At 63.7% G+C, this 14,122-nt stretch carries 10 protein-coding genes; 7 read left to right on the forward strand and 3 right to left on the reverse strand.

What is annotated here, in order from left to right; genetic code table 11:
* Positions 1 to 398 precede the first annotated feature (398 nt).
* Together J7I79_RS23330 and J7I79_RS23335 are read right to left on the reverse strand one after the other, a co-directional pair.
* A complete protein-coding gene (locus J7I79_RS23330) occupies positions 399 to 626 on the reverse strand; it encodes a glycoside hydrolase family 3 N-terminal domain-containing protein (RefSeq protein WP_214957528.1) in 228 nt (75 codons plus the stop codon).
* Between the two features lie 90 nt (positions 627 to 716).
* Positions 717 to 1,820, reverse strand: coding sequence for a LacI family DNA-binding transcriptional regulator (locus J7I79_RS23335; protein WP_214957530.1), 1,104 nt, complete (start codon positions 1,818 to 1,820; stop codon positions 717 to 719).
* 138 nt (positions 1,821 to 1,958) lie between these two features.
* Here J7I79_RS23335 and J7I79_RS23340 point away from each other — a divergent pair, with 138 nt between their 5' ends.
* From J7I79_RS23340 to J7I79_RS23370, 7 genes are all read left to right on the forward strand, one after another.
* Positions 1,959 to 4,064 carry a beta-galactosidase gene (locus J7I79_RS23340; protein WP_214957532.1) on the forward strand — a complete coding sequence of 702 codons (2,106 nt, stop codon included), beginning with the start codon at positions 1,959 to 1,961 and terminating at the stop codon, positions 4,062 to 4,064.
* Between the two features lie 56 nt (positions 4,065 to 4,120).
* Positions 4,121 to 5,476: an ABC transporter substrate-binding protein gene (locus J7I79_RS23345; RefSeq protein ID WP_251043205.1), complete on the forward strand. Its 1,356-nt coding sequence runs from the start codon at positions 4,121 to 4,123 to the stop codon at positions 5,474 to 5,476.
* Between the two features lie 192 nt (positions 5,477 to 5,668).
* Complete coding sequence (locus J7I79_RS23350) at positions 5,669 to 6,499, forward strand: carbohydrate ABC transporter permease (protein WP_214957534.1); 831 nt, start codon at positions 5,669 to 5,671, stop codon at positions 6,497 to 6,499.
* Positions 6,496 to 7,422 carry a carbohydrate ABC transporter permease gene (locus J7I79_RS23355; protein ID WP_214957536.1) on the forward strand — a complete coding sequence of 309 codons (927 nt, stop codon included), beginning with the start codon at positions 6,496 to 6,498 and terminating at the stop codon, positions 7,420 to 7,422. The genes J7I79_RS23350 and J7I79_RS23355 overlap by 4 nt, the downstream gene beginning before the upstream one ends.
* 231 nt (positions 7,423 to 7,653) lie before the next feature.
* Entirely contained in the window at positions 7,654 to 10,341 is a 2,688-nt protein-coding gene (locus tag J7I79_RS24835) for a PxKF domain-containing protein (RefSeq protein WP_311380656.1), read from the forward strand.
* A gap of 104 nt (positions 10,342 to 10,445) precedes the next feature.
* A complete protein-coding gene (locus J7I79_RS23365; RefSeq protein WP_214957537.1) occupies positions 10,446 to 11,048 on the forward strand; it encodes a DUF1349 domain-containing protein in 603 nt (200 codons plus the stop codon).
* A gap of 168 nt (positions 11,049 to 11,216) precedes the next feature.
* Complete coding sequence (locus J7I79_RS23370; protein WP_214957539.1) at positions 11,217 to 12,899, forward strand: glycine cleavage T C-terminal barrel domain-containing protein; 1,683 nt, start codon at positions 11,217 to 11,219, stop codon at positions 12,897 to 12,899.
* Between the two features lie 767 nt (positions 12,900 to 13,666).
* Here J7I79_RS23370 and J7I79_RS23375 read toward each other — a convergent pair.
* On the reverse strand, positions 13,667 to 13,900 hold the full coding sequence (locus J7I79_RS23375; RefSeq protein ID WP_214957541.1) for a hypothetical protein: 234 nt from the start codon (positions 13,898 to 13,900) through the stop codon (positions 13,667 to 13,669).
* Positions 13,901 to 14,122 lie beyond the last annotated feature (222 nt).

The following is a 14,122-nucleotide window of genomic DNA, read 5'->3' on the forward strand; positions in this document are numbered from 1 at the left end:
CCGATGTCCCGAGACATAACACCTCGGATCGGGTCGTACATCGGTCGGACTGGGCCGGATCGGGGATGTTTTCAAGAGTTCCCAGTGTTTGCAGGGGCGGGAGTCCGGTTCGAGTCCCACCTCGGGCACAGTGTTTCGGCAGGTCAGGGGCGTTTTTCTCTGAAATTGGCGCTTTTCCGTGTGCACAACGTGCACACTCAGCCTCTGACCTGGTTCTGCGGGGTGTGTGGGTTCCCGGAGGCCCGTATTCGGTTGTGTGGGGAGCGGGCTCAATCCGGCCGGCCTAATCCTGCCTGAGCGGGCTGCTTCTGGTTGTCCATCCGTGTGTGTCCTTTCCCTTTGGGTTTAGTGTTCACCACTTCATGGGGGCTGGGGCCGCATGCAACATGACTTTCTGATTATTCTCTCGATCGGTTGACACTGCGGACAGCCGTCCAGTCGCTGACGCCAACACCATCGATTCCCGACTCACTGTTCATCTCGGGGAGTTCGCTCTCGCTGGCGTTGGCGCCACTGATCGAGTTGTACGCGCTCATGGCAAGCCACGCACGGGATTCGACGATCGCCTTCTCGAAAGCCAGAAGGTACCGTTCCCGGAGTTGCCTAGAGTCGACCTGGGCGTTCAAGGGTGAATCTGTCTGTTTTCAGGTGTTGCAACTACCCCTGGAAACCGCCGCTCAACCGGGCGCTCCTGAACCGACTCAACGCCGCGGCAGCTACAGGAAGCCCGGTGCCGGACCTGTGGATCTCCGCGTGATGAGCTGCGAGGTCAACCCCGTTGGCGGAGGCGGGGCGGAGCCCTCGATCTGCGCCAGCAGTTGTTGGACGGCGTTCCTGCCCTGGGCAGCGAAGTCGACCCGCAAGGTGGTGAGCGGCGGGGAGAAGTATCCGGCCTCAGGTATATCGTCGATGCCGGCAACACTGATGTCTTCGGGGATGCGGTAGCCCTGCTCGGTTAGGGCCAGCACTGCGCCCAGGGCCATCTGGTCGTTGGCGGCAACGACGGCGGTTGCCTGAAGTTTTCCGCGGAGGCCCATCATTGCGTCGTAGCCGGATTTGGCCGACCAGTCGCCGTGCACGACACCCTGGGAATGGAGGGAAAGATCGGCGACGGCGGCTTCATAGGCCCTGCTCCGGTTCCGCGCCGCGGAGTACGTGGTGGAGCCCGCAATATGGAGCAGCGTGCGGTGTCCGAGTCCGGCGAGGTGGGCGATGAGTGCCGGCAGTCCCACACTGGTCAGCTCGGAGCGGTTGCTGGAGGCGTCCTCCTCCTCGGCGGCAATATAAGCCGGCACCCGGAAATCGGCCGCTTCGAAAGCCAGGGTCATTTCATCCGTTGAGGCCAGGGCCAGCACCCCGGCGAGGTCGTGCTGCATGATCAGTTCCAGCGACTCGTTGATGGCGTCCGTGTTGCTCATGTCCAGCGTGACGATGTCCAGCAGGTAGCCGGCCTCGCGTGCAGCGACGCTCGCTCCCTGGGCAATCTTGCTGGGGCCCACCTGGTCAATCTCATGGGTGAGGGCGCCGATCCGGTGCGAGCGCCCGGTAGTCAGCGACCGGGCCGCCAGGTTGGGGCGGTAACCGAGCTCCTGCAGCGCGTCCATGACCCGGGCCTTGGTCTGTGGGCGGATGCCCTCGTAACCCCGCAGCAGCCGGCTCACCGTCTGATGGGATACTCCGGCGACGCGGGCAACGTCGTAAATGGTGGGCGGCTTGGCTGAACCGCCGTCGGCGGACGGCCTGGTGGATCCGGGTTTGGTTGTTTCTCCCGGGGTCTCCAGAACCATCGGGCCTCCGCTCTGCTCCCCCTGCCGAGTCATCCGATGCAGGTTGTGGATCTGTTCCACTGCAGCGAGTTTACCGGAAACATTTTTTCTTGGCATCTATTGTTTCCGGTAACATCCTCCCGTAACGTACTTCACACAAACCTTTCGAGCATGACGACGGAGTGCAGCTTCATGAAGATTTCCCCACCTGTCCACCACCGCAGCGGACTTCTGTTCGGTGTGGCGTACTACCCCGAGTACCACCTCTCGGACCGCCTTACCCAGGACCTGGACCTGATGCAGGAGGCCGGCATCAACGTGATCCGGGTGGGCGAATCGGTGTGGTCCACGTGGGAACCCCGCGACGGCGAGTTCGACCTGGAGTGGCTGGCACCGGTGCTGGACGCAGCCCACGACCGCGGTATCCAGGTGATCCTCGGTACGCCCACCTACGCGGTCCCGCCGTGGCTCCAGGTCACCTACCCGGAGATTGCTGCCGAGCGCCGCCCCGGTGAAAGGATCCCGTGGGGTGCGCGCCAGGAAGTGGATTACACCAATCCGGCCTTCCTGTTCCACGCTGAGCGGGTCATCCGCGCGGTGGTGGGCCGCTACGCTGCCCATCCTGCAGTGATCGGCTACCAGGTGGACAACGAGCCCGGTCTTGAGCTGTTCCACAACCACGGTGTTTTTGTGCGCTTTGTCCGCTGGCTCATGGCGCAGTACGGCGATGTGGAAACGCTGAACCGCGAGTGGGGCCTCACTTATTGGTCGCACCGGATCGGTGACTGGTCCGAACTGTGGCGCCCGGACGGCAACACCTTCCCCCAGTACGACCTGGCGTGGCGGCGGTTCCAGGCGGAACTGACGACCAACTTCATCTCCTGGCAGGCAGGCCTGGTCGCCGAGTACAGCAGGCCGGACCAGTTCGTCACCACCTGCCTGCAGTACCCGCGGCGCGGCCTGGATGACCAGAAGCTGTTTGCGAACCTCAACATCGGAGCCGGCAACCCGTACTACGGCATGCAGGACCACCTGGACGCCACCCAAGAGCTGGACCAGCCCAACTACTGGACCACCACCGGCATCGCAGGACTGTTTCGGCAGGCGGACAGGATGTATTCCTCCAAGCAGTCCCGCTACCTGGTCACCGAAACCAACGCGCAGTCCATCGGCTCGGCTGACCAGAACTTCCCGCCGTACCCGGGCCAGCTCAAACAGTCCGCTTTCGCCCTGGTGTCCCGCGGCGCCGCCATGATCGAGTACTGGCACTGGCACACGCTGCCTTACGGGGCCGAAACCTATTGGGGCGGCGTGCTGCCGCACAGCCTGAAGCCTGGAAGGGTGTACGCCGAAGTGGCAGACATCGGAGCCGAATTCAAGGCGCTGGGGCGGTCCCTGGACGGGTACGAACCGGATGCTGACGTGGCAATCCTGTGGTCCAATCCCAGCCGGTTCGCCATGCAGTTCATGCCCCCGCTGCACAGCAACGGCGAGGCCGACGACGAATCGTACGAACGCATTGTGGACGCCTTTCACCGCGGTGTCATCAGCGGGGGAGGCCAGGCCCGCATCCTGCACGTCAGCCAGGCGCACGAAAGCGGTGCCGCGGAACTGGCCCGCAAGTTTCCCGTCGTGGTGGCCGCCGGACTGTACATCACCTCCGACCAGGACCTGCAGCTGCTGCGCGACTACGTCCGGCTGGGCGGGCACCTCATCGTCGGGCCCCGCACCGCCTACGCCGACCCCGAAGCCCGGGCGCGGGTCGCCGTCGCGCCGGACACCCTCAGCGGACTGGCCGGCAGCTGGTACGAGGAGTTTTCCAACCTCGACGTCCCGGTGCGGGTGATCAGCGCGCCCGACGGTCTGGACCTTGATGAAACAGCCTCCGCTGAAGCGTGGATCGACGGGCTGCAGCTGGACGGAGCCGATGTCCTGGCCCAGTACGACCACCCGCGGTTCGGGGACTTTCCCGCCGTCACCACAAAGCAGCAGGGCCACGGACGGGTCACCATGGTGGGCTCCGTGCCCAGCACCGGACTGGCCCGCGGAATCTTCAGATGGGCCGCTCCATCCCCTGTTGCTGACCAACTCGCCGAAGATATCCGGCTGCCGGTGTACGCGTCCTCGGGCCGCGTAGCCGACGGCCGGCGCGCCTGGTTCATCTTCAACTGGGGATGGGACAAGCAGGAAATCACCCTCTCGCTTCCGGTCCTCGACGCCGCCTCGGGCACCAGCTACGAGGCAGGAACCAATCTCTCACTGGGCGCATGGTCAACGCGCACGTTCCTCAGCCGCTGAGCATTACCGGATCACACAAATACAACACCCCCCAAAAAAGCAAAGAAAGAGCCACGATGAAGAAGGCTTCAACAACAGCGGCGGCGATGGCCGTCCTCGCCGGCATCACCGGATTCATGATCACCGGCTGCGCGCCCGCCGGCAGCACCACGCCGGCCAAGGACGTCGCACCGGTGGCCCAGGAAGAATTCGACAAAGCCATGGACACCCCCACCAAGCTCACGTTCTGGACCTGGCTCCCGGACGTGGACAAGGAAGTGGCCCTTTTCGAGAAGAAGTACCCGCAGATCGACGTGAACGTTGAGAACGTGGGCCAGGGCCTGGAGCACTACCAGAAGGTCCGCACTGCCCTTAAGTCCGGCGACGGCGCCCCGGACGTCATCCAGGTGGAGTACCAGTACATCCCGTCGTTCAACCTCACGGGTTCACTGTTGGACCTCCGCAGCCACGGCGCGGATGACATCAAGGATGACTACGTAGGCTGGGCCTGGAACCAGGTGTCGGACGACAAGGGCGTGTGGGCCATCCCGCAGGACGTGGGACCCATGGGCAACCTGTACCGCAAGGACATCCTTGACAAGGCCGGCATCACCAAGGCCCCGGCAACGTACCAGGAGTACGCCGACGCGGCCAAGGCCGTGAAGGAAAAGACCGGCTCGCACATCTCCAACCTGCCCACCAACGATCCCGCCCAGGTGATCGGCCTGCTGTGGCAGGCCGGAGTGAAGCCCTTCGGGTACGACGGCGACAAGACCGTCAGCATCGACGTCAACAGTGCGAAGTCCAAGGAAGTCCTGGGTTACTGGCAGGATCTCATCCAGAAGGACCTGGTCTCCGTGGACGCCGACTTCAACGACCAGTACTATCAGGGCCTGGCCAGCGACAAGTACGCCGGCTGGCTCACCGCAGCCTGGGCGCCCATCTTCCTGCAGGGCACCGTTGCGGACACCGCCGGCAAGTGGAGTGCAGCCCCGCTGCCGCAGTGGGAAGCGGGCCAGAACGTCTCCGGCAACTGGGGCGGTTCCTCGGACGCGGTCCTGAAGACCACCAAGAACCCCATCGCGGCTGCTGAACTGGCCAAGTTCATCAACCACGACGAGGAGTCCACCGCGATGTTCGCCAACAAGCAGTTCCTCTTCCCGGCCGCCAAGAGCGTTCTGGAAGACCCTGCGTTCACCAACAAGAAGGTGGACTTCTTCGGCGGCCAGGAGGTCAACAAGCTCTTCGCCGGCATTGCTGACACCGTGGACACCGACTTCCAGTGGCTGCCGTTCACCGAGTTCGCCTACTCCTCCTTCAACGAAAAAGTGGGCGCCGTGATCGGTGCCAAGGGCGATCTTGGCCCGGCCCTGGACGCCTGGCAGGCGGACCTTGAGGGTTACGCCAAGGACCAGGGCTTCATCGTCAAGTAGCCCGCACCCGGCGGGAGGCCGGCACCAAGCCAGCCTCCCGCCGTCGGGCCCTTTTCAAACCTAAGGAACACGGCCAGCAACACCCTTCCGGCAGCCAAAGCCGCCAGCACCCGCAGGCGGCGAGCCTCAGCGTCCAGCCGCACCCAAACCAGGGCGGCATATCTTTTTGTCCTTCCGTTCTTCCTCGTCTTCATGGCGATGCTCATCGTTCCCCTGGGCTACGCCGGCTACCTGAGCCTCTTCAAGAGCCAGCTCATCGGCGGCCTCTCCTTCGCCGGCCTCGCCAACTACGCCGAGGCCCTCAGCGATCCCGATTTCCTGGGCGGGGTGGGCCGGATGAGCCTGTTCCTGCTGGTCCAGGTCCCCATCATGCTGGGCGTTGCCCTGTTCCTGGCCCTCGCGCTGGACAGCGGCAGGGTCCGCGGCGGCAAGGCCCTGCGCCTGCTGTACTTCATGCCGTACGCCGTGCCGGGCGTCGTGGCCACACTCATGTGGGGCTACCTCTACGGACGTGACTTCGGACCCTTCGCCCAGATCTTCCAGGCGCTGGGGATGGCGGCGCCGGACTTCCTCAGCCCGCAATCGGTGCTCGGTTCCATGATGAACATCGTCACCTGGGAGTTCGTGGGCTACAACATGATCATCATGTACGCGGCGCTGCGCGGCATCCCGGGCGAACTCTACGAGGCAGCGGAGATCGACGGCGCCAGCCAGTTCCGGATCGCCTGGAACATCAAGATCCCTGCTATCCGCCCGGCGATCATCCTTACGGTCATCTTCTCCATCATCGGCACGTTCCAGCTCTTCAACGAGCCCAGCCTCCTGGATTCGATTGCGCCCGACGCCATCTCCAACGGCTTCACACCCAACTACTACGCCTACAACCTCGCGTTCGTAAACCAGGACGTCAACTATGCGGCCGCCATCGCGTTCCTGCTGGGCGCCGTCATCGCAGTGATCTCCTACGTGGTGCAGTTGCAGACCCAGCGCGCCGAACGCAAGCAGCGAAAGAGCATGCCATGACTACCAGCACCGCACCCCGTGTGACCCCCACGGCCGTTCCCGGCACGGAGAAGCCCCGCCCCTCGAAGCGCCAGCGCGGCATGGAACGCAGCACACTGCTGACGGTCCTGCTGTGGCTCTGCGCCGGCTACTTCGTCCTCCCGTTGTTCTGGCTGCTGATCGCCAGCACCAAGGACAACTCGGATCTGTTTTCCACGTTCGGCCTGTGGTTCGGGAACCGGTTTGCGCTGTGGGAGAACCTGGTGTCTGTGTTCACGGTCCGGAACGGGCTGTTCCTCCAGTGGGTCCTGAACACCGTGCTCTATGCCGGCCTCAGCGCGGTGGGGGCCTCGGTCCTGGCCACCGCCGCCGGGTACGCGTTCGCCAAGTACAAGTTCCCCGGCGACAAGCTGCTCTTCAGCATCAACCTCGGCGCCATCATGATCCCGTTGACCGCCCTGGCCCTGCCCACGTACCTCCTGTTCAACAGTGCGGGCCTGACCAACACCCCCTGGGCCGTGATCCTGCCCTCCCTGGTCAGCCCGTTCGGCGTGTACCTGATGCGCGTCTACGCAGCAGACGCGATCCCGGATTCCCTCATCGAAGCCGCCAGGGTGGACGGCGCCGGCGAATTCCGAATCTTCTGGCAGGTGGGCTTCAGGCTCCTTGGCCCCGGCGTGGTCACGGTGTTCCTGTTCGCCCTGGTGGCCACCTGGAACAACTATTTCCTGCCGCTGATCATGCTTAACAGCTCGTCCCTATATCCGCTGACGGTGGGACTGGCCCAGCAGCAGTCGGCCAGCGCGGCCGGAGGCGGTGCCCAGGCCTTGTTCTCCACGGTCATCACAGGGTCCTTGGTGAGCATCGTTCCGCTGATCGTCGCTTTCCTGGTGCTGCAGCGGTACTGGCAGGCCGGGCTCACCACCGGCGGCGTCAAGGAATAACAGCCCCCGCAGGAACGCAAGACCTCCGGCTCCGTTGAGCGGCCCCTCCAGTTGTTCAATGGATCTGGACTTTTATCTGTCCCGGTTCACGTGACTAGCGCTGGCGTCGGGAACGCTCTTGTCAAGTCCCATCTGAGACGGTCCCGGCGGTGCATCCGTGCACATTTACCCTCATCGCAACTGGACTGCAGTCCCGGCTGCGACCTAACCACAATCCCCAAAGGAGGGGCCGTGAACAAAAGAAGTCCATGGAAGTTTTTCGGGACCGTCGTCGCCGCAGCCGCAATGCTTGCAGGACCGGTTGTCGCAGCGCAGGCCTACGCGCCCGAAGGCGGAATCCTGTATCAGCTGCCGGACAACGAAAAATGTCTTAAGGGCCGGGGCAACTGTGCGGTTTACCCAAAATCCGCGCAGCTGCCCAGCGGCCGTCTTGTGGCAGCCTTCGAAAAGTCAACGGTCGTGGCCTCATCCGGTGCAGCCACCGGCCAGACGATGCCGATCTATAAGAGCGAGGATGACGGAACATCGTGGCAGCCGCTTGCTGAGGTTAAGGCTCCGGCGTACCTGTCCAGCGATCCGCAATATGCCAAATACACGAGCAACTGGACGAACCCTTACCTCTACACGCTGCCGGAGAATGTGGGCAACCTGACCGCCGGCACGCTGCTGCTGGCAACGGTGGTGTCCGGTGAGGACCGCTACTACACGGAGCACAAGGCCGCTGACCCGAACTGGGTCCCCACCAACGACGGGGACCGGCAGGACATGGCCATCGCCCTGTACTCCAGTATTGACGACGGCGCCACGTGGAAGGTCGTCAACGTCATCGCGACCGGTGGCTGGCAGGGTGGCAGCGCCGGCGCTACCGGGGTGAACGTCGCCAAAGCCAACACTTACCGTCAGGTGGACCCCGTGTGGGAGCCCTACCTGATGGTCCATAACGGGATGCTTGTTGCGTACTACTCTGATGAGAACGAGTACCTTGGCTACGATCCGGCGACCGGTGTGCCGGTCCTGGACCCGGACAACGACACGGCCGAGGACCCCCATACGCAAATTCTCGCCCATAAGACGTGGGACGGCTCCAGTGCAGCGTGGAGCGCTCCCGTCGTCGACATCGCCGGAAAGAATGTGACCTCCGGCGCGAAGACCTACATTGGAGGCGGGCGTCCGGGCATGACGAATGTCGTTCCCACGACCGACGGCAAGTGGTTCATCACCTATGAGTACTGGGGAGGCGGCGCCGACGTCCGGTTCAAGATGGCCAATGACCCGCTGAAGTTCTACGCTGATGGCGACGTAGACGGCGAAGAGATCAGCCGGGCAGACGGCAAGCAGGGCCTCCTGCCCTTCGCGAGTGGTTCGCGCGGACTGTCATGGGGCGGCAGCCCCGTGGTCATCAATCTTCCCGATGGCCGCCTGGTATACAACGCCTCCGGAAGCGGCTCCGTCTGGGTTGACGAGAGTGGACGCAGCGACGGCGTCTGGACGAGGTACCAGACCCCGCTCGGTGGCGGCTACAGCCGGAACCTGCAGTACGTCAAGGGCACCGGCCAAGTCCATATCCTGCAGGGAACTTGGGGCGGAGCCACCGCTGGGGCCATCATCCGCCACGCAGACGTTGACCTCGGGCACTCCAAGGGCGCGTACTACCGGTTGATAAACCGCAAGACCGGCCAGATCATGGGAACCGGCGGCAACACCACCGATGCAAACATCGGCAACGCCGATATACCCGATGTCAGGCTCGAAGACCTGGGCGCGACGCCAAAACCTGACACCCAGTACTGGCACTTGGTTACCAAGGCCGATGGAAAGTCGACCCTGCTGAACAAGGCAGGCGGCCGTGAAGCGGCTATCTGGACCGGCAACGCCACTATCGGCCAGCGGATCGGGCAGTGGGTGGACAACACGGCCGGCGGACTCTGGAACGTCAAGCAGGCACCCGACGGCTACTACACGTTCCAGGCTGCCAAGAACACGAGCGCGTACCTGACAGGAGCATCGGCGGGGGCGCCGCTGACGCTGCAGAACGCCACCACCGACGGCTCCCAGCAATGGCAACTCGTAAAGGACCCTGCAACGGCTACCGCACCAAAGGTGACGTCGACGGTTACCGGTGCTGTTCCGAATGCTGCTGGCTGGCGTTCTGGGCTGGCGAGTGTTTCGCTGACGTTGAATGAGGGTGCGCAGGCCGGTATTGAGTACCGCCTTGGTGAGGGTGAGTGGCAGCCCTACACTGCACCTGTTCAGGTGTTCGGGGACGGGGAGACGATCCTGTCTTACCGGGCTGTGGTGAACGGGGTCGCCGTGGAGAACTCCGGCGGTGCAGAAACCATCCGCATCGATGCGACCGCCCCGACCGTGGCCTTGGTCGGGGGTCCCACCGGTGACTACACGTTTGGCCACGACGCGGCAGCACCGACGTGTGACGCCGCGGACGCGGTCTCGGGCCTGGCCTCGTGCGCGGTCACCGGCGGAGGGTCCGCCGTGGGGGAGCACGCCTACACCGCTACGGCCACCGACAACGCCGGTAACGTCAGCACCGCTGACCTGACGTACACCGTTCTGCCTTGGACCGTTACAGGTTTCACGGCACCGGTGGACATGGCAGGGGTCTGGAATACGGTCAAGGGCGGAAGCACTGTTCCGTTCAAGTTTGAGTTGTTCGACGGGGCGACCGAGCTGACCGATCTGACCAAGGTCAGGTCATTCACCTCCGCGACCGTGGCCTGCCCGGGCCCGGGAACGGTGACCGATGAGATCGAAACCGTCACGACCGATGTGGCGGGCCTGACCTACGAGGACGGGTACTTCCAGCAGAACTGGAAGACGCCCAAGAGGGCAGCATCCTGCCTCCAAGTGACCATGACCGCGCAGGACGAAACCAAACTCACCGCCAACTTCATCCTCAAATAGACAACCACGCACCGGGCGAGAGGGCTAGAACGGCGAAAACGCCACTGGCCCTCTCGCTGCATCAGCAGTGACAACGGCTCAAAACTGAAACAAGGAGTATGGCCATGACCCCCGAAGCCGCAGGGCTCCCACCTTTGACGTGGACGGCCGTCGAAAGCAAAGCGGCATACAACCACGCCGATTCCACGCTGACGCTGACGGCCGCGCCAGGAGTTGATTGGAGTAACGATTCCCTCGGCGGAGAGCAGCAGCACCGTGCATCGGCACTTGGCTTCACGGCGCCGACCTCCTTTTCTCTGTCGGCCAGGATCAGGGTGGAGTCGCCTCGGACGACGTTCGACGCCGGGGCGCTGAGTCTGTGGGCGGATCAGAATCACTGGGCCAAGCTCTGTTTCGAATACTCTCCCCAGGGGGAGGCCATGGTGGTCAGCGTGGTGACCAACGACTACTCGGACGACAGCAACTCGGCTGTTGTTGCAGATCCATGGGCCTACCTGCGCGTGAGCCGGCTGGGCCCGGCATGGGCCTTCCATTCGTCCTCCGACGGCAAGAAATGGAGCTTCGTCCGCCTTTTCCGGTTGGCCACGCACAAGCCAGTCCACGTCGGGTTCTTGTCCCAAGCCCCGATGGGTGAGAGTTGCGTGGCGAGGTTCGACGAGATCCTCTTCACGAGCCAAACACTCTCGGACGTGCGGGACGGCAGTTAGCACCGCCGCTCCTATGCAACTTGAGAATTCGTCGCGCGAGAAAACGTGATTTACCTGGCACATATTGAACCTGCGTAGTTCAATGTGCTTCTCGCCTGCTCCGACGCCGCCCACCGCCGTCGCTTGCGGGTTCACGTTCCGGCAGTCCGGGAAGAGGCCGCCTGAGTCATGAATCATGATGCGCTTGCCGGGTTCGGCGACGAGGTGGAGATTGACCGGCCCATGGTGCGGCACCAGGCCACCGGTTCCTACTTCCGCCAGAGCGGAGAGCGAATTCTGTGGGGAACCTACGAGCACCGCGTCATCCCCGTGGACCAGTCCGAGATCGCCAGTCCCGAGGACTTTGCCCAAACGCAGATCGAACCCGCGATCCATCCCCTGACGTGGAACGATCTCAAGGACGGGTGGACCGAACTGAGGCGGCTGTTCCCGGAGGCGAACAGCTGCGAACCAGCGGAGGGATACAACGGAATCTTCTCGTTCACTCCGGACGGCAACCCGCTCCTCGGGGAGGTCCCGGGCATCAGGGGACTTTGGCTGGGCGAATCCGTGTGGCTGACCCAATCCGCAGGCGTGGCCGGCGTCCTGGCTGACTGGATTGCGACCGGAGATCCCGGCGTTGACACGACGAGCCTCGACTTCCGTCGCTTCGATCAAGCACACCTGACGCGTAGCGCCAGCATTGCGCGGGCCAGCGAGAACTACGACGAGGTCTACGACATCAGCCACCCGCGCAACCAGACGAAGCAACTGAGGAAGTTCGCCACAACGCCCTTCTATGTTCGGCAGGAAGCCCTGAAGGCAGAGTTCGGGACCTCACAGGGCGGCTGGGAGCGTCCCCTGTGGTACGGCACTACCAAGGCGAATCAGCCAGGAGTGCCGCGGGACGCATGGGGGACGTACGGATGGTCTCCGTCCATTTCTGCCGAGGCGCGCCAGGCCGCAAGCGGCGTTGGGCTCGTCGACAGGGGAGCTGTCAGCGTCTTCGAAGTCCGCGGTGAGGATGCCGGGAAGCATCTGGATGAAATCCTCGGCTCAGCTGTAACTTTGCAGGTCAACGGTTCAGCACACGCCCACCTGAAGAGTCCGTCCGGGGGTATCGCAGCTGTTCTGACAGTTTTGCGGACTGCTGACGACTCATTTCTCGTCATCGGCAGCAGCCCCGAGGACGTCTGGCACCTCCGCCGGGAGACTCCGCACTCGGACACGGTCACCGTTTCCGATTTGTCGTCAGCGACAACCGCGTTGGCGCTGATCGGTCCGGATGCAGCAACAGTTCTCGGTTCGGTCACGCGCGGTGCCGCCCCCGCGGCGAACTCACCCAGGACGCCAGTGCTCGACGTCGGAGGCGTTCCGGCCCGCGTCGTGGCAGAAACCGCCTCAGGTCTGGGCGGCTGGACACTGTATGCGGCCACAGAACACGGACTGTACCTCTGGGATCTCCTTGTTGAAGCCGGTGCACAGCATGGGATCGCCCTCGTCGGCGACGAAGCATTCACCGCATTGCGGATCGCCAACGGAGTACCTGCATTCGGTGTTGAGTACGGCCCCCGGGACACCGCCGTTGAAGCTGGCCTTGCCGGCCCTTTCACCGGTGAGGGCGCGCGTGCTGGGCACCGACTCCTCGTACGCCTGAGAATGCGCAGCGATCTCCACGCCATCGTCCCGGGCGAACCGGTATCGAAGGGCGGCTCCGTGGTCGGGTTCGTCACAAGTTCCGCCGAGGATCCCGGCTCAGGTCATTTCCTCGCGTTCGCCTGGGTCGACCCGGAAGCCGCGGAGGAGGGCACTGCAGTGGAGATTTCGCACCTCGACCGGCGTTGGGCGGCGTGCGTCGAGCGTTCCCGCTAAGAACCAATTCGGGCCGTCGTCTGGTCATGCGTGTTCCTATCTGTTTTTACATGGGATGCATGGAAAGGAGGAACAAGTCGCCATGACCTTCGTTGATTCCCAGCCTGCTCGTTGCCCCGTATGGCGGTGCTCGATCGCGGCCGACGGTTGGATTGCAGCCACGGTGGCGGTGGAGCATGACAATTCAGAGCGGTACTAAATCACTCACAAGACCGGCCACCCGCCCCATCAGAGAATGCCGGGCACGAACCACCGCTTTCCGCCCTCCGGGTTTGCCCGGGTTCTGGAAGCCCATGCCGCTGAGAGGCCCGGTAGATCCCATCGGGAAGAGACCACGATGATCAAGCGCACTCGAACCTCGTCCTGGAAATCTCCGCCCACGACCCGACCACCGTCGAAAACGACCTGAACACTGCGGTGGAGATCGCCCGCGAACACTTCAAGACGGAACGCCGCCACGGCATCCTGGTCACCCAACACGGCCATGCCGGCTATACCGTCGCCGTCAGCGGCTATGTGCAGACGCGAGAACGGCGCGAGTGGCGCTGTCATAGGCAGGTCGGGCGGACAGCGTGGGATTGTCCGAACACGCCCCACCTGGCCGCCGGACGCCCGGCGGCCATCCACAGAAGCTCGGGGTTGGGTGCAGTTTCCGCGAAAGGCTGTCGCGGGCGCCCACCCACGGCGGCGAACAGAGCCTGCCGGAGCTTCTTCAGGCTGGCCTCATGTTGGCGCGGCAAGGGTCGCGCGGGGTATCTCCAGATAGTTCACCCGGGCGCTGCCATAGCGGCAGGATTCAGCAGGGTCCAGTGACCGGTCCACACGGTATATCCGCTCGCCTTGTCGATGAACTCGCGGGAATAGGGACTCTGGGCGGCGATCCACAGGCCGGAAGAGTCGGGCATGACGTCTTCAACGATGCCCCGCCGGTGGAAGTCGTCGTGGAGATAGACGTCCACGAGCGCTCCGGCGAGACCAACGAACTCTCCGGTGCAGACCATTCCTGGACCTGAGGCGTGTCCTTCACTTACAAACACCTCCGGGTAGGTCGGTCTGAATTTGGCAGGTACCGCCGCTGCGCGGATCGACCCCGGTGAGGGCAGCGAAGCCCCTGCCGCGCTCCGGGCGGCTGGCCTCATTTGCGCACCTGAAGGGAATCGGTGATGGTTTGCATGATGGTGTTGTCTGCCAGGGTGGTGGAGTCGCCCACTTCGCGGCCTTCG

Origin of the sequence: Arthrobacter sp. ISL-69 (assembly GCF_018613775.1) — a bacterium.
Lineage (GTDB): Bacteria > Actinomycetota > Actinomycetes > Actinomycetales > Micrococcaceae > Arthrobacter.

Coding starts and splice junctions, on each gene's coding strand:
- J7I79_RS23370 (WP_214957539.1), top strand. CDS start 11,217: ATGAATCATGATGCGCTTGCCGGGTTCGGCGACGAGGTGGAGATTGAC.
- J7I79_RS23335 (WP_214957530.1), bottom strand. CDS start 1,820: ATGACTCGGCAGGGGGAGCAGAGCGGAGGCCCGATGGTTCTGGAGACC.
- J7I79_RS23350 (WP_214957534.1), top strand. CDS start 5,669: ATGGCGATGCTCATCGTTCCCCTGGGCTACGCCGGCTACCTGAGCCTC.
- J7I79_RS23365 (WP_214957537.1), top strand. CDS start 10,446: ATGACCCCCGAAGCCGCAGGGCTCCCACCTTTGACGTGGACGGCCGTC.
- J7I79_RS23355 (WP_214957536.1), top strand. CDS start 6,496: ATGACTACCAGCACCGCACCCCGTGTGACCCCCACGGCCGTTCCCGGC.
- J7I79_RS23375 (WP_214957541.1), bottom strand. CDS start 13,900: ATGGTCTGCACCGGAGAGTTCGTTGGTCTCGCCGGAGCGCTCGTGGAC.
- J7I79_RS23345 (WP_251043205.1), top strand. CDS start 4,121: ATGAAGAAGGCTTCAACAACAGCGGCGGCGATGGCCGTCCTCGCCGGC.
- J7I79_RS23340 (WP_214957532.1), top strand. CDS start 1,959: ATGAAGATTTCCCCACCTGTCCACCACCGCAGCGGACTTCTGTTCGGT.